Source organism: Trabulsiella odontotermitis (assembly GCF_001188485.1).
GTDB classification, from domain to species: domain Bacteria; phylum Pseudomonadota; class Gammaproteobacteria; order Enterobacterales; family Enterobacteriaceae; genus Trabulsiella; species Trabulsiella odontotermitis_A.
On sequence record NZ_JNGH01000068.1, the window covers coordinates 57,917 to 73,472 of the forward strand.

Below are 15,556 nucleotides of genomic sequence, written 5' to 3' on the forward strand. Positions count from 1 at the left end.
AAACGCCGGGTGGTGCTTACTGGCTGGTTGCCATCCAGCCGCCGCCCAGCGCCCGGTAAAGATCGATCTGCGCCAGCAGCAGGTTATTTTTCACCTGTACTTCGCTGAGCTGGGTTGAGAACAGGGTACGCTGCGCATCCAGCACGTCGAGATAAGACGAATAGCCGTTGCTGTAGCGGTTGCGGGCAATGCGCAGGGTTTCCTGCGCCACCGCTTCCTGACCGCGCAGCTCGGCAAGCTGCTCGCCCAGCCGCGTGATGGCATCCAGGCTGTCATTCACTTCTTTAAACGCGTTACGCACCGTTTTTTCATAGCTGTAGAGCGCCTGATTGCGTTGTGACATCGACACATCCACCTGCGCGTTCAGCGCCTGACGGTTGAGCAGCGGTGCGAGAATGCTGCCGCCAACGCTCCACAAGCGCAGCGGATTATCCAGCAATCCGGATAACGAATCGTCCTGATAACTGCCAGAAGCCGTCAGATTAATCGACGGCAGCAGTTTCGCTTGCGACGACGCCAGCGTGGCATCGGCGGCGAGCAACTGGCGCTGCGCCTGAACGACATCCGGGCGGCGGTTCAGCAGCGTGGACGGCAGTTGAGAGGGTAGCGACAGCGGCGTCAGGGCCGCAAATTTCCCCCGTTTCAGCGCGCCGGGGTTTTGCCCGGTCAGCACGCTGAGGGCGTTTTCCTGCTGGGCGATCTGGTGCTGTAACTGCGGTACCTGCGCGCGGGTGGCGCGCAGTTCGGAATCGGCCTGCATCAGCTCCAGTCGCGAGGTATAGCCGGTTTCGTACTGCCGTTTCGCGAGGGCGTAAGCTTCTTCGCGGGATTTCAGCGTGGCGTCGGTCACGCTCAGTTGCTCATCCAGCGACAGCAGCGTGATGTAGCCGGACGAGACCGAGGTCGCCACGGTGAGATCGGCCGCGGCCGCGGCGGCTTTCTGGGCTTNTGCGATTCGCGCCCCACAAATCCACATCGTAGCTGGCGGTCAGGTTTCCCCGGTACAGCGTGCTGTGAACGGGTAATCCCGTCGCCACAGACTGCGCGCGGGCGCGGGTGCCGCTCAGCCCGGCGTCAAGCTCCGGAAACAGACTTCCTTCTGCGGCGTACACTCTGGCCTGATATTCATTCACCCGCTCGCGGGCGATCAGTAGGTCGCTGTTGTAACGCAGCGCCTGATCAACATAGCCGTTGAGCGCGCTGTCGTGAAAGTTGCGCCACCAGACCCCTTCGGTGGCGCTGCCCGGACCGGAGGCGGCGCGCCATTGCGACGGGATCTGCAACGTGGACGGCGCCTGTTTCACGTCAACGGACTGGCAACCTGCCAGCCACAGCGCGGCGGCAATCAGCGTCAGACGCCTCATTTGTTCGCCTCCCGCGTGTCGATGGTCACCTGCACCGACATCCCCGGACGCAGCCGGTGCATGTTCTGCTGATCGCTGTTGATGGTGATCCGCACCGGAATGCGCTGGGCAATTTTTACAAAGTTGCCGGTGGCGTTATCCGGCGAGATGGCGCTGAATTCGACGCCGGTGGCGGGCGAGATGTTTTCTACTGTGCCGCGGAATTTTTCATCGTTCAGCGCATCGACCGTGAAGGTCACCGGCTGCCCGGCGCGGATCTCCGCCAGTTGGGTTTCTTTGACGTTGGCGATGATCCAGCGTTGCGGCGGCACCAGCGAGGTGAGGTGCGTTCCGGCGGTAACATATGCGCCCAGCCGCACGGCAATTTGCCCCAGTTGACCGTCACGCGGGGCGGTGATGCGAGTGTTTTGCAGGTCAATTTGCGCCATTTCCAGCGCCGCTTTTGCGTTTTGCACATCCGCTTCCAGCGCAGCACGATTGACAATCGCTGACTGCAAATCCTGCTGCGACACTGCAAGCGTTGCTTTCGCCTGTTCGATATCGGCGTTGCCCTGTGCGGCGCTCGCCAGCGCGGCATCACGTTCGCGAATGGAGAGCGAGCCATCGGCGGTCAAATCCTTCACGCGTTTGAGATCCGCTTGTGATTTCAGGCTCTGCGCGCGGGCATTCTTCAGCGCCGCATCGTTGCGGGCAATGACCGCCTCGGCACTTTTCCGCTGTTGCAGGTTATTGTTCAGCGCCGCCACTTTCATGGCCAGTTGCGCCTCCGCCTGATGAACGCGTTGTTTATACTGGCGATCGTCGATCTGAATCAGCACATCACCCTGTTTCACGTAGTCGAAATCCTTGACGTTAACGGCGGTGATGTAGCCATTGACTTGTGGGCTGATAAAGGTCGTCAGCCCACGCACATAGGCGTTATCGGTGAACTGGCTATGGCGGGTGAACGGCGGAAGTTGCCAGGCGTACAGGATGACCAGCACGCCCACAAGCCCGATGGCGGCGGCGCTAAAAAGGGAAACAATACGCAAGTTGCTGCGCGTACTGGCCTGCGCTTTGGCGGCGTCCTGCTGACTCATAACCACTCCCGTTGTAAAGCATCGCTCATTATTATTTGGTTCCTGTCGCACGTTTCAGAGCCTGACGGGCGGTGATTTTCAGGCGCAGAAGACGCCAGAAAATCCAGATCAGGGTGAATCCTGAGATAGCCGCGGTCAGCATATAAGTATCATTGTAAGCAAGAATATTGGCCTCCAGCGTGCTGGCGGTCTGTAGCTGGGTGAGGGCCTGGGCGCTGAGCAGTGTGCTGTCGCTAATCATGCTCTGATACATCCCGGTATAAAGCTGGATACGCTCGTTGACCCACGGGTTGAGCGTGGTCAACTGGTCGGCGATCAGACTGGAATGGTATTTTTCACGCCACGTCTGGAACGTACCGAGAATGGCGGAGCCCAACAGGCCGCCAATGTTCTGGCTCATGCCGAAAAGCACCGAAAAACTTACCAGATTGCGCGGGTCGGCCACCACGCCGCCGATGCCGGCCAGCATTGCCGGGGCCAGGAAAAAGGCGCTGCCGAAACCGAGCAGGAACTGGCTGAGCATCAGCTGATCGGGGCGCGTCAGATTGTTCGACTGGCTGTCCAGCAGGGAGGCAATCATCATTGCGGCTAATGAAATTACGATCGGCCACGTCAGCTTTTGCGGCTTAAGCGTAAGACAACTGACGACAATTCCGCACACGATCCCGGCAAAAATCGACCATGCCAGATGGGTCATCTGCTCGTTTTGCAAACCGACAAACTGCAGCCAGCCCACCACGCCGGTGTTCTGTTCTGCCAGCACAATGCGGATCAGCAGCATGATAAGCCCAAGGCGTACAATACTGCCGCTCGACAACCAGCGGGTATTGAGCAGCGGGTTACTGCGGTTGTGTTCAAAGACGATGGCCGAGACGATCAGCACCACCGCCGTCGCCAGCGACCAGCCAATCCACGGCGCTTCAAACCACCAGTCGAGCCGTCCGAGCGACAGCACCGCGCAGATCAGCGCCATGCCGGGCGCCAGCAAAATAAAGGTAATGAAATCTTTTTTCTCGAACACTTTTTTGCGATCGCTGGGCGGCAGTTTCAGGGCGATCACGCAGGCAAGCGACACCAGCGCCAGCCCCAGTTCGAAGAAGTAAAGGCCGCGCCATTCGTCGAGTTGCAGGAGTTCCGTAGAGAACAGGCGGGCGAGGGGGATGGCCAGCGACGAGCCGGTAATGCCGATCACCAGCCCTTTGAGGCGATGTTTCGCCGGCCAGGCCTGGATTTGATAGTAGATGCCTAATGAACTGAGTGCCGCCGCCACCATGCCATGCGCCGCGCGCACCATCAATGCGGAACTGAGATCGTTAACAAACAGGTGGAAGAAGGTCACCAGCACATACAGCACCAGAAACCCTTCGGTAAAGGCGCGCAGCCCGTACTGCTGGCGGAATTTGACCAGTAGCAGGTTGATGGAGACGTTGGTCATGACGTAAACCGCGGGCAACCAGGCGATTTCTGTCGACCAGGCGGCAAAGGTTCCCTGCAGATTTTGCAGGTTAGCGGTGACGACGGCGTTGCCGAGCGCTCCGGTCAGACAGACCAGCAGACCGACGATACCATAAGCAATCCGTTTTAACGTGGAGTGATACGGTGTCGAAGGCGAACCCAATAGCGCAGGTTTTTCGTGCGGTGCCCAGTCGTGTGGTACATACGGATCGTGTTTCGGCAGACGCATAACGTGTTATCAACGCGCGTTACAGGCGGTGGCTGCAACGCGTCCGGCCAACGCGAAGCGGTCGGGCGGTCGGTTGTCCATGAATAGATTATATGAATGATTATGATTCATGGGAGTGTACCTTCGATAGAAATTATTTATCAAGAGAATGTCGCCGTGGCAGGTAAAATGGCGGCGCTGCGCGTTGATGGCTTTCGGAGTGATCCCCTGTGCTCATCGGACGTATGCGTTACCCTGTGGTTTCATTGTGGAAAGAAGGAACAATTATGCTGACAAACTTTCCGGAATTACCCGAATCAACGCTGAATGCTGCTAATACGGTTGGCGCATGGCTGGGGCAGAAAGANCTCAACGACGTTTCTCTACGCGGCCATTGCCCGCCATCCGCGCTATAACAGCATCCGCACCACCGGGCGTGCGGAAGCGACTATCCTTGCCGATATTGCCCATCAGTTCTGGAACATTCCCCGCGAACGTATGGTCGTGGAGGACAAATCGACTAACTGCGGGCAGAACGCGCAGTTCACCCGCACCATAATGGAAGAGCACGGCATTCACTGTCAGGAAGGGATTGTGGTGCAGGATCCGACCATGCAGCGGCGCACCATGGCGACCTTTGCCCGCGTCTGGCAGGACGTTCCAGACGCGCCGACGTGGAAAAGCTATCCGGGTCTGACACCCGTGTTACGCAACAGCGAGCAGGGCGCCTGTTTCAGCGGTGAAAACACCGGGTTATGGCCGGTGGAGCGCTATCTGTCGCTGATCGTCGGCGAACTTCCGCGTCTGCGTGATGACGAGCAGGGTTACGGCCCGCGCGGCAAAGGCTTTATCAGCCATGTGGATATTCCCGCTGAGGTCGAAGCGGCCTGGGCGCGGTTGCGAAGCGATGCGCTGCTGGTGGAGGCGCTGAAAAGTCGCGCGCTGTTGTGAGCCTGCAGGAAGAAAAGCGGATGGCCTAAGCCATCCGCAGGGTTTTTACAGTTTTGCGAACTTATCCAGCACGCGAATCAGTTGGGTGACAAAGCCATATTCATTGTCATACCAGGAAACGGTTTTCACCAGTTGCAGATCGCCCGCCTCGGCGATCTCCGTTTGCGTGGCATCGAAAACCGAACCGAAGTGTGAGCCAATCACGTCAGAAGAGACGATTTCTTCCTCGGTATAGCCGAACGATTCGTTATTTTCCGTCGCTTTTTTCAATGCCTGATGGATTTCCTCCACGGTCACTTTTTTCTCAAGTACAGAAACCAGTTCGGTGACGGAGCCCGTTTTCACCGGCACGCGCTGCGCGTGGCCTTTTAATTTGCCGCTCAGCGCCGGGATCACCAGACCAATGGCGCCGCACCGGTGGTGTGCGGAATGATATTTTCTGCCGCCGCGCGTGAGGCTCGCAGATCCTTACCGCGCGGACCATCAACCAGCGCCTGGGTACCGGTATAGGCGTGAATGGTGGTCATGGTGCCGATTTTAATCCCAAAGGCATCATGCAGGGCTTTTGCCATCGGCGCCAGGCAGTTGGTGGTACAGGAGGCGACGGAAATGATGGTGTCGTTGGCATCCAGCGTCTCGTCGTTAACGTTATAGACGATGGTTTTCATTTCCCCTGCCGGGGCAGAAATCAGCACTTTTTTCGCGCCCGCATCAAGGTGCGCTTTTGCTTTATCCGCCGAGGTATAGAACCCGGTGCATTCGACGATAATCTCCGCACCTGCTGTTTCCCACGGAATGTTTTTCGCGTCTTTCTCGGCATAGACGGTGATTTTTTTACCGTCGACGATCAGCGCATCTTCCGTAAAATCAACGCTCCACGGGAAGGGACCATAGTTGCTGTCATGTTTGAGCAGATACGCCAGCACGTTGGGGGAGGTCAGATCGTTAATCGCAACCACATCGGCAGGGCTGTTGACTTCGAGAATGCGGCGCAGTACCAGGCGCCCGATGCGACCGAAACCGTTAATACCAATTTTACTCATGGAACTTCTCCTTCATAACTCAACGAGTCGATATAGGGAACTTCACCAGGCTTAGTTCAGGAAATGGAAATGGGCAACCGGGAGGTGTCAACCGACTGAAACTGTTTGGAAACAGGTTCAGAAAAGTTAATGAATTTTTAAGGAAAGGTCGTTATGTTAACCCAATCACACTTTCATAGCGGAATAACCCAATGCGCGATAAATATTCGGGCTTACAGATTGGCCTTCACTGGTTGGTTTTTTTACTGGTGATCATCACCTACTGTGCGATGGAGTTGCGGGGATTTTTCCCGCGCGAATATCGTCCGGTGTTTAACATGGTTCATGTCTCCGGCGGGATTTCAGTCCTCGTACTGACCGTTGCGCGTCTGCTGATTCGCATCAAGCGCCCGGCACCGCCGATTATGCCAAAGCCGAAACCGATGATGACCGGTATGGCGCATCTCGGACATCTGGTGATTTACCTGTTGTTCATCGTGTTGCCGGTGATGGGGTTCGTGATGATGTACAACCGCGGTAATCCGTGGATCGCGTTCGGCATCTCCATGCCCCATGCAGCCGAGTCGAATTTTGATCTGGCGGATACGCTCAAGGAATACCACATTTTTCTGGCGAACCTCGGTTATTGGGTGATTGGCCTGCATGCCGCAGCCGCCCTGGCGCATCATTATTACTGGCGTGATAACACGCTGTTGCGGATGATGCCACGGAAGCGTTCGTGAATTATTTGCCTGATTAAAAGAGTGAAGCCTGTCTTCACTCTTTTTTTGTGCCCTATTTATCGTTCCGAAAACGCAACGCTGCGTCCTTCTTTTACTGTCTAACCGAACACCGGTAACTCAACTATCATTTTTATTAGCCCAGCAGAATCGCGCAGAATTAAGCGCGCTGTTGGTTGATATGACACCGTAATTTTGAAGAGGGAAGGATAATGTCTTCTAAACCGTATATTCGTCTGGATAAAAATGACGTCGCCGTATTGTTAGTGGATCATCAGGCAGGATTACTGTCGCTGGTTCGTGATATTGATCCTGACAAATTTAAAAATAACGTGCTTGCGCTGGCCGACATGGCGAAGTATTTCAAATTACCCACCGTTCTGACCACCAGTTTTGAAACCGGGCCAAATGGTCCGCTGGTGCCGGAATTAAAAGAGATGTTCCCGGATGCGCCGTATATCGCTCGCCCTGGTAACATCAATGCGTGGGATAATGAAGACTTCGTGAAAGCGGTTAAAGCGACCGGCAAGAAACAGCTGCTGATTGCCGGTGTGGTAACGGAAGTGTGCGTGGCGTTCCCGGCGCTGTCCGCTATTGAAGAAGGCTTCGAGGTGTTTGTGGTAACCGACGCGTCAGGCACGTTCAACGAAATTACCCGTCTGGCGGCGTGGGATCGTATGTCTCAGGCAGGCGTTCAACTGATGACCTGGTTTGGTGCTGCGTGCGAGCTGCATCGCGACTGGCGTAATGATATTGAAGGTCTGGCGACACTGTTCTCTAATCATATTCCTGATTATCGTAACCTGATGACCAGCTATGACAAACTCGCGAACAAATAACCCGTGAGTTAATCAGGCTTTCCGCAGCTGGCGGGGAGCCTGTCCGCTTTTTATTCTTCAGCTCTTCCTTAATCCTCAATTATTTAATAAATTCTTACATCAAGGCGGAATCCGCCTAAACTGAACAAAAGACATATTTCCAAAGCGATGGCGCTTTTCTCCGCTGCGGATAACGCTGTCCGGGGAGTGGTAAATCATTTAATACCCTGCGGGGGAGTAAGAGATGAGATCCTTCAGTCTGCGCTACACTGGCGACAACATTCTTTTTCCTGCACTGGAACAAAGTATGATGGCTGTGGTGCTGATTAATGAAAAGGATGAGGTTCTTTTTTTTAATCGGTCAGCGGAAAAACTATGGGGATATCAACGCCAGGAGGTGCTTGGAAAAGATGTCTCCGGGCTGGTGCCTTCTTACTTAAAAGGGATCCACTCAGGCTTTATTAGTCATAACCGTGAGGGTGGCGAAGCGCGCGTCGAAGGCATGAGTCGCGAACTGCTGCTGGAACGCAAAGATGGCAGTACCGTCTGGACGCGTTTTTCCCTGTCGAAAGTGAACGTCGGCGGACGCCTGCATTATCTGGCGCTGGTCAGGGATGCCAGCATTGATATGGAACGTCAGGAGCAACAGCGATTGCTGATTCTGGCGGTTGACCATGTCGATCGTCCGGTCATTGTACTGGATACCGGGCGGCGAATCGTGCAAATGAACCGCGCGTTTACTGACATGTTCGGCTACAGCATGAAAGAGGCCGCGTCACACACCCTCGACAGCCTGCTCAGGCTGGACGAAAGCTCACCGGCGGATAACCGCGAACGCTTCCATCGCCTGATCTGGCAGGACTCCCACGATTACGACGAAATTCTGTTATCGGGCAAAAACAATCAGCAGATCTGGATTAAAGCGTCCACCAGCCCGGTCTACGGCGCTGACAAGCAACTGCAAAATATCGTGATGACCTTTTCGGACATTACCGAGGATTTACGCCTCCGGGAGCTTGAAAAAGATACTCTTGCTGCCATGAGCGGCCATCAGTCGTTCCAGGAAACGGGTGAGATAATCTGTCATCACATTGAAAATATCCTGCCGGGAACAGAAGTCTCACTGCAGTACCTGCATAGCGGTGTTATGTCGCCCTGGGCCGCCAGCGCCGCTATCGAGCCGGCGGCGGAAAACGTCGCTGAACGCTCAATGTCCATTCGTCGCCGCGACGGCATGACCACCGGATTACTGACGTTCCGATCGCATGGTGGAAAAGAGACGCTCGACTTTATCGACAGGGTGGCTGACATCAGCATTCACCTGTGCGCGCTGGCCATCGAGCAGGAATACAACCGGCTGCAGATAGAACAGCTGGTGCAGTTCGATTCGCTCACCGGGCTCCCCAACCGGAACTACCTGAACCAGCACATCGACAGTATTTTTGACGACCGCGAAGAGCATCGCCCGGCTGTGTTTGCGGTCTCCGTAGACAACATCCGCGACGTGATTGATGCGGCAGGTTATTCGGCTACCGAACAGGTGGTGATTTACATGGCCAATCGCCTGCTCGCACTGATTGGCACTGAGGCGTTTCTCAGCCGGACAGAAGGTACGCAATTTGTCATCGTCTATACCGATATGGAAATCAGCAACATTACCTGGCTGGCAGAAAAACTGAAAACTATTGTCGCCGAACCGGTAGTGATTAACGATCACGCGTTTCACCTGTCGCTCAGCATTGGTATCAGCCATGAACAGACACGCGATCGTGATTACCTGATCTCCACCGCGCTCAGCGCGATGGATTCCCGCAGCGACGCGGGCGGAAATGACTGGCGTTTCTTTAATGCCGAAATGAATAAAGTGATCCGCGAGCGGGTGCTGATGGGAGCGGCGCTGAAAAACGCCATCGCCGATGGCACCTTGCGCCTGGTTTATCAGCCACAGATTTTTGCCGTCACCGGTGAACTGTATGGTGTGGAAGCGCTGGCACGCTGGCGCGATCCCAATTTCGGCGATGTGCCACCGGACCGTTTTATCGCCCTTGCGGAGGAGAACGGCGAAATTGAAAATATCGGCAACTGGGTGTTGCGCGAAGCCTGCCGTCAACTGGGGCAGTGGCGGGAAATGGGGATCGACGTCCCGACCGTTTCCGTCAACCTGTCGGCGCTGCAGTTGCGTAACCGTCATCTTGTGGACGTGATCCGCGAGGCGCTGGAAACCTGGTCGGTACCGGGCGATAAGCTGACCATCGAAATCACCGAAACCGGCATGATGGAGCTCGACAAGGAGATGCTGTTACAGATCCACGAGCTCAGAAAAATGGGGGTCGGTCTTTCCATTGATGATTTCGGCACGGGTTTCTCCGGCCTGTCCCGTCTCGCCAGCCTGCCGGTTTCGGAAATCAAAATCGATAAAAGTTTCATCGGCAAAGGCCTGACGGAAGACCGTCAGAAAGCGCTGGTGGAAGCGATGACCGGGATCGGCAACAGTCTTGATCTCACAGTGGTGGCGGAAGGGGTGGAAACCCATGAACAGCTCACTTTTATGCGCTCCATTCATTGTCCGGTGATTCAGGGCTACTATTTTTCCAGGCCGCTCCCGGCTGAAAACGTCCCCCAGTGGGTGCAGGAATCATTGCCGGCGCTCAAAAACAAGCTGTAACGGAATTCCCTCAGTGGTCGCGCGCAGGGCATTGTGGTTTGCATGCCCTGGTCGTTCAAACTACCATACCCCCAACACCCTCCAATACTATTTACATAAAGGGAAATGACAGTATGAAATCACGTGCAGCCGTCGCTTTTGGCCCGGGCCAGCCGCTTAAAATCGTTGAAATAGATGTTGCGCCGCCAAAGAAAGGGGAAGTGCTGGTGAAAATCACCCACACCGGCGTGTGCCATACCGATGCGTTCACCCTGTCGGGTGACGATCCGGAAGGGGTATTCCCGGCGGTGCTGGGACACGAAGGCGGCGGGATTGTGGTGGAAGTCGGGGAAGGCGTCACCAGCCTGAAGCCGGGCGATCACGTTATTCCGCTCTACACCGCCGAGTGCGGGGAATGTAAGTTCTGTAAATCCGGCAAAACCAACCTCTGTCAGGCCGTTCGCGCCACCCAGGGCAAAGGCTTAATGCCGGATGGCACCACCCGTTTTTCTTATAATGGCGAACCCATCTATCACTACATGGGCACCAGCACCTTCAGCGAATACACCGTGTGCGCGGAAATCTCGCTGGCGAAGGTGAACCCGCAGGCACCGCTGGATAAAGTCTGCCTGCTCGGCTGTGGTGTCACCACCGGCATCGGCGCGGTACACAATACGGCGAAGGTCAAAGAGGGCGATACCGTGGCGGTGTTTGGCCTTGGCGGCATCGGTCTGGCGGTGATTCAGGGGGCGGTGCAGGCGAAAGCCGGGCGCATTATTGCGGTGGATACCAACCCGGAAAAATTCGTGCTCGCTAAAGAGATGGGCGCTACCGATTTCATCAACCCGAAAGATCATGAAAAGCCGATTCAGGACGTGATCGTCGAACTGACCGATGGCGGCGTGGACTTCAGCTTCGAATGCATCGGCAACGTTAACGTCATGCGTGCGGCGCTCGAATGCTGTCATAAAGGCTGGGGCGAAAGCATTATTATTGGGGTGGCAGGCGCGGGTCAGGAGATCCGTACCCGCCCGTTCCAGCTGGTGACCGGCCGCGTCTGGCGTGGCTCAGCGTTTGGCGGCGTGAAAGGACGCACCCAACTGCCGGGCATGGTAGAAGAGGCGATGGCGGGCAAAATCCGTCTTGATCCGTTTATCACCCACCGCCTGCCGCTGGATCAGATCAACGAAGCCTTTGATTTGATGCACGAAGGCAAGTCAATCCGCACTGTTATCCATTTCGGCGAACAGTGATCCTCGCGCCAGCGGAGCCATACCGCTNNGGTCATGGACAAAACAGCAGCGCAGCTCCAGTCGCAAAAGCTGAGTTTTTTGCATAACATTCGGTTAGTCCCGCTTTTCTCCTCCATCCTGGGCGGCATTCTGCTGCTCTTTGCGCTCAGCTCCGGACTGGCAGGGTATTTCCTGCTGCAGGCCGACAGCGACCAGCGAGATGTCACCGAAGAAATCCAGGTGCGTATGGGCCTGTCTAACAGCTCGAACCACCTGCGAACAGCCCGTATCAATATGATCCATGCCGGTGCGGCCAGCCGCATCGCTGAAATGGACGATATGAAGCGCAACATCGCGCAGGCGGAAACGCGTATCAAACAGTCTCAGGCGGCATTTAAAGAGTACACAGCGCGGCGGGTAAAAACCGATGCAGATGTGGCACTGGAAGCCGAGCTGACGAAACGCTACGACGCCTACATCGCCGGCTTACAGCCGATGCTCAAATATGCCAAAAACGGCATGTTTGAAGCGATTATCAACAGTGAAAACGAGCAGGCGCGCCCGCTGGATGACGCCTACAACGATCTGCTGCTGAAAAGCATCAGCATTCGTACCGATCGCGCCAAAGCCCTGACGGCACAGGCGCATCAGCGTACCAACATGGGGCTGAGCTTCATGGTTGGCGCGTTTGCTTTTGCGCTGGTGCTGACAGTGATGACCTTTATGGCGTTGCGCCGTACGGTGATCCGTCCGCTGCAGCGGGCCGCGTACCGCATCGAGCATATTGCGCAGGGCGACCTGACGATGGCGGAAGAACCCACCGGCCGCAGTGAAATCGGTAAACTGAGCAGTGACCTGCAGGAAATGCAGCGTTCCCTGGTGAAAACCGTGGGCACGGTACGCCAGGGCGCGGAAGAGATCTATCGCGGCACCAGCGAAATCTCTGCCGGTAACACCGATCTCTCATCACGAACCGAACAGCAGGCCGCCGCCATTGAAGAAACGGCCGCCAGCATGGAAGAGCTGACGGCAACCGTGAAGCAGAACGCCGATAACGCGCACCATGCCAGCAAACTGGCAGAAGATGCCTCCGGCAAAGCGTCACGTGGCGGGCAAATCGTCAACGGCGTGGTGAATACCATGGGCAGCATCTCCGCCAGCTCGCGCAAAATCTCGGAGATCACGGCGGTGATCAACAGCATCGCGTTCCAGACCAACATTCTGGCGCTGAACGCCGCGGTGGAAGCCGCGCGTGCCGGTGAGCAGGGACGTGGATTTGCAGTGGTTGCCAGCGAAGTGCGTACGCTCGCCAGCCGAAGCGCGCAGGCGGCGAAAGAGATCGAGGGGCTGATCAGCGAGTCCGTGACGCTGATTGAACGCGGCTCCAGTGAAGTCGTTGCGGCGGGCACCACCATGGGCGATATCGTCGATGCGGTGAAACGCGTGACTGACATTATGCTGGAAATCGCGGCGGCGTCCGATGAGCAGAGCCGTGGCATTACGCAAGTCAGCCAGGCGATCACTGAAATGGACAACGTCACGCAACAGAACGCCTCGCTGGTGGAAGAAGCCTCTGCAGCTGCCGCGTCGCTGGAAGAGCAGGCAGCACGACTGACGGAAGCGGTGGGGACGTTCCGCCTGCAGGCCACCGCCAGCGTGGCGCGCAGCAACAGCAGTGCGTCGCCAGCGGTGAAACCGCTGACGCCTGCGGTGGCAAATGGGGATAACTGGGAAACGTTTTAAGCATGATGCCGGGCTTACGGCCGTAGGCCCGGCAAACGCGTTCAGACAGGCATAGATTTGCGGATGGCGCTCAGCAGGGTCTGCGCGCCGGACGACAGCGGGGTGTCGACGCGTGTCAGAATGCCAATCGGTTCACCGACGCCATACGTCGGCACCGGCAGGGCGGTCAGCGTTCCGTGGCGTAGATCGTCTTTTACCGCGCCGGACGGTACAAACCACACGTAGTCATACTCCACCGTTAACTGGCGTGACAGCGAGGCCGACAGCGTTTCGATGCAGCCCGACGGTATCTTACAGCCCTGACTTTGCAACATCGCTTCAGCGTTCTGCCGTGGCGTAGTGCCTTTTGGCGACACCACCACCGGCCACTCCAGCACGCGGCTGAGGGTGACATTCTCCTGCAACAGCGGGTGATGCGGACGCACCACCAGTTTCAGTGATTCGAGAAACAGCAGTTCATAATTCAGCCCGCCCATCAGTTCAGGATCGGACATCCGCCCGATACCTAAATCCAGCTCACCGGATTTCAGCCCCGCCAGCAGCATGGTGTTATTCATGGTAGCGACCTGAATAGTGATGTCTTTTTGCTGTTTATGAAACTGGCCGATCACCGCAGGAAGGATGCCCAGCGCCGCCGTCGGCAGTGCGCCGATGCGCACCACATCGCTGCTGACGCCGTCTTTATTGGTGAGCGATTGCCCGGCGGTGTTCAGCGCATCAAGAACTTTCACCGCATGCGTCAGAAATTGTTCACCAACCAGCGTCAGCTGTGCGCCGAGGCGCCCACGCTCAAAAAGACGCGTGCCGGTAAGCTGCTCCAGTTCATTTAAGGTTTTCGACAGCGCCGGTTGGCTCAGGTTAAGGGTTTCAGCCGCGCGCCCCAGTGTTCCCTGTTGAGCGACGGCGACGAAAGTATGCAAATGGCGCAATCGGATGCGCTGACTAAAGAGACCTTTTTTTTCCATAACAGGATGTTAAAAAAAGAGAGGTGAAAGAAACAAGTAAAGTTGTCGAGTTTTGATAACTTGCTAGCAAAATATAATTAACAATTGATATATTTGACTTACAAGCAAATTTATCCCGTCACTTTATTCGCGATCACAATTTACACATTCTTCCCAACGCAATGCGATGACCTTCTCTACACTCCAGGTAATATTCACTGGAGAAATGACATCATGGCGAACACCATCACGGCAGATGAGATTCGGGAGCTTTTTTCGCAGGCAATGTCGGAGATGTACCAGCAGGAAGTTCCGCAGTACGGCACGTTGCTGGAACTGGTGGCAGACGTCAATCTGGCGGTACTTGAAAACAACCCCAAACTTCACGAAAAACTGGCCAACGCCGACGAACTGGCGCGACTGAACGTCGAGCGTCACGGCGCGATCCGCGTTGGCAGTAAAGAAGAGCTGGCGACGCTGCGCCGCATGTTTGCCATTATGGGCATGTACCCGGTCAGCTATTACGATCTGTCGCAGGCGGGCGTGCCGGTGCATTCCACCGCGTTCCGGCCTGTTGATGATGCGGCACTCGCCCGCAACCCGTTTCGCGTGTTTACCTCACTGTTGCGCCTGGAACTGATTGAAAACGAGGCCCTGCGCCAGCGTGCCGCCGACATTCTTGCGACGCGCGATATCTTTACGCCGCGCTGCCGCGAACTGATCGCGCAGCATGAAGCGCAGGGCGAATTTACCGCCGCTGAGGCGCAGGCGTTTGTGCAGGAAGCGCTGGAAACTTTCCGCTGGCACCGACATGCGACGNGAAGAGCCGGTGCTGTTTTCCGGCGAACATCGGGGGACGCATACCGCCCGCTTTGGCGAAATCGAACAGCGCGGCGTGGCGCTGACGCCAAAAGGCCGCGCGCTGTACGACAAACTGCTTGGCGAGGCCGGGACGGCGAAAGATAACCTGTCGCATCAACTCCATTTGCAGGAGGTGTTCAGGGATTTTCCTGACAGCGAAATGCTGATGCGTCGCCAGGCGCTGGCCTATTTCCGCTATCGCCTGACGCCCACAGGGGAAGCGCACCGCCAGGCAATTCACGCCGGAGACGATCCGCAGCCGCTGATTGAGCGCGGCTGGGGGGGGGGGCCGGTCAGTGCGGCGGGGATTTTCCAGTCCAACCTCGGCAATGAAACCCAGGCGCGCAGCCACGGTAACGCCAGCCGCATCGCCTTTGAAGAGGCGCTCGGCGCGCCAGTGCTGGATGAATTCACGCTCTATCAGGAGGCGGAAGACCGCAGCAAACGACGTTGCGGTCTGCTCTGAAACAGGTAATCTGCTGAGGTGTTCAGTGA

At 56.4% G+C, this 15,556-nt stretch carries 8 protein-coding genes and 4 pseudogenes; 7 read left to right on the forward strand and 5 right to left on the reverse strand.

The window, feature by feature from the left end; all coding sequences use genetic code 11:
- Positions 1-16 precede the first annotated feature (16 nt).
- The 3 genes and pseudogenes from GM30_RS06595 to GM30_RS06605 all read right to left on the reverse strand — a co-directional run bounded on the left by GM30_RS06595 (position 17) and on the right by GM30_RS06605 (position 4,127).
- Positions 17-1,364: pseudogene (locus tag GM30_RS06595) on the reverse strand (efflux transporter outer membrane subunit).
- Complete coding sequence (locus tag GM30_RS06600) at positions 1,361-2,443, reverse strand: HlyD family secretion protein (protein WP_049847968.1); 1,083 nt, start codon at positions 2,441-2,443, stop codon at positions 1,361-1,363. The pseudogene GM30_RS06595 and the gene GM30_RS06600 overlap by 4 nt, the downstream one beginning before the upstream one ends.
- 31 nt (positions 2,444-2,474) lie before the next feature.
- A complete protein-coding gene (locus GM30_RS06605; RefSeq protein WP_049847969.1) occupies positions 2,475-4,127 on the reverse strand; it encodes an MFS transporter in 1,653 nt (550 codons plus the stop codon).
- Between the two features lie 266 nt (positions 4,128-4,393).
- Between GM30_RS06605 and GM30_RS06610 the strand changes: the two are divergent.
- Positions 4,394-5,057 (forward strand): annotated as a pseudogene (locus tag GM30_RS06610) (YdcF family protein).
- A 45-nt stretch (positions 5,058-5,102) separates the two neighbouring features.
- Here GM30_RS06610 and gap read toward each other — a convergent pair.
- Positions 5,103-6,100 (reverse strand): annotated as a pseudogene (gap, locus tag GM30_RS06615) (type I glyceraldehyde-3-phosphate dehydrogenase).
- Positions 6,101-6,291: 191 nt separating this feature from the next.
- On the opposite strand from gap, the gene cybB reads away from it, so the two are divergent.
- The 5 genes from cybB (at position 6,292) to GM30_RS06640 (ending at position 13,256) form a co-directional block, all read left to right on the forward strand.
- Entirely contained in the window at positions 6,292-6,822 is a 531-nt protein-coding gene (cybB, locus tag GM30_RS06620; protein ID WP_049847970.1) for a cytochrome b561, read from the forward strand.
- A 209-nt stretch (positions 6,823-7,031) separates the two neighbouring features.
- Positions 7,032-7,658, forward strand: a complete 627-nt coding sequence (ycaC, locus tag GM30_RS06625) for an isochorismate family cysteine hydrolase YcaC (protein WP_049847971.1) — start codon at positions 7,032-7,034, stop codon at positions 7,656-7,658.
- Between the two features lie 223 nt (positions 7,659-7,881).
- A complete protein-coding gene (gene dosP, locus GM30_RS06630; protein ID WP_049847972.1) occupies positions 7,882-10,302 on the forward strand; it encodes an oxygen-sensing cyclic-di-GMP phosphodiesterase DosP in 2,421 nt (806 codons plus the stop codon).
- A 113-nt stretch (positions 10,303-10,415) separates the two neighbouring features.
- Entirely contained in the window at positions 10,416-11,534 is a 1,119-nt protein-coding gene (locus tag GM30_RS06635) for an S-(hydroxymethyl)glutathione dehydrogenase/class III alcohol dehydrogenase (RefSeq protein ID WP_049847973.1), read from the forward strand.
- A 33-nt stretch (positions 11,535-11,567) separates the two neighbouring features.
- Entirely contained in the window at positions 11,568-13,256 is a 1,689-nt protein-coding gene (locus tag GM30_RS06640) for a methyl-accepting chemotaxis protein (RefSeq protein ID WP_049847974.1), read from the forward strand.
- 41 nt (positions 13,257-13,297) lie between these two features.
- Here GM30_RS06640 and GM30_RS06645 read toward each other — a convergent pair whose 3' ends face one another.
- Complete coding sequence (locus tag GM30_RS06645; RefSeq protein WP_049847975.1) at positions 13,298-14,221, reverse strand: LysR substrate-binding domain-containing protein; 924 nt, start codon at positions 14,219-14,221, stop codon at positions 13,298-13,300.
- A gap of 213 nt (positions 14,222-14,434) precedes the next feature.
- Between GM30_RS06645 and GM30_RS06650 the strand changes: the two are divergent.
- Positions 14,435-15,527: pseudogene (locus tag GM30_RS06650) on the forward strand (2-oxoadipate dioxygenase/decarboxylase family protein).
- The last annotated feature ends 29 nt before the right edge of the window (positions 15,528-15,556 follow it).

Excerpts from the sequence above, each read along its gene's own strand:
- GM30_RS06600 (WP_049847968.1), bottom strand. The coding sequence starts at position 2,443 with ATGAGTCAGCAGGACGCCGCCAAAGCGCAGGCCAGTACGCGCAGCAAC.
- GM30_RS06605 (WP_049847969.1), bottom strand. The coding sequence starts at position 4,127 with ATGCGTCTGCCGAAACACGATCCGTATGTACCACACGACTGGGCACCG.
- cybB (WP_049847970.1), top strand. The coding sequence starts at position 6,292 with ATGCGCGATAAATATTCGGGCTTACAGATTGGCCTTCACTGGTTGGTT.
- ycaC (WP_049847971.1), top strand. The coding sequence starts at position 7,032 with ATGTCTTCTAAACCGTATATTCGTCTGGATAAAAATGACGTCGCCGTA.
- dosP (WP_049847972.1), top strand. The coding sequence starts at position 7,882 with ATGAGATCCTTCAGTCTGCGCTACACTGGCGACAACATTCTTTTTCCT.
- GM30_RS06635 (WP_049847973.1), top strand. The coding sequence starts at position 10,416 with ATGAAATCACGTGCAGCCGTCGCTTTTGGCCCGGGCCAGCCGCTTAAA.
- GM30_RS06640 (WP_049847974.1), top strand. The coding sequence starts at position 11,568 with ATGGACAAAACAGCAGCGCAGCTCCAGTCGCAAAAGCTGAGTTTTTTG.
- GM30_RS06645 (WP_049847975.1), bottom strand. The coding sequence starts at position 14,221 with ATGGAAAAAAAAGGTCTCTTTAGTCAGCGCATCCGATTGCGCCATTTG.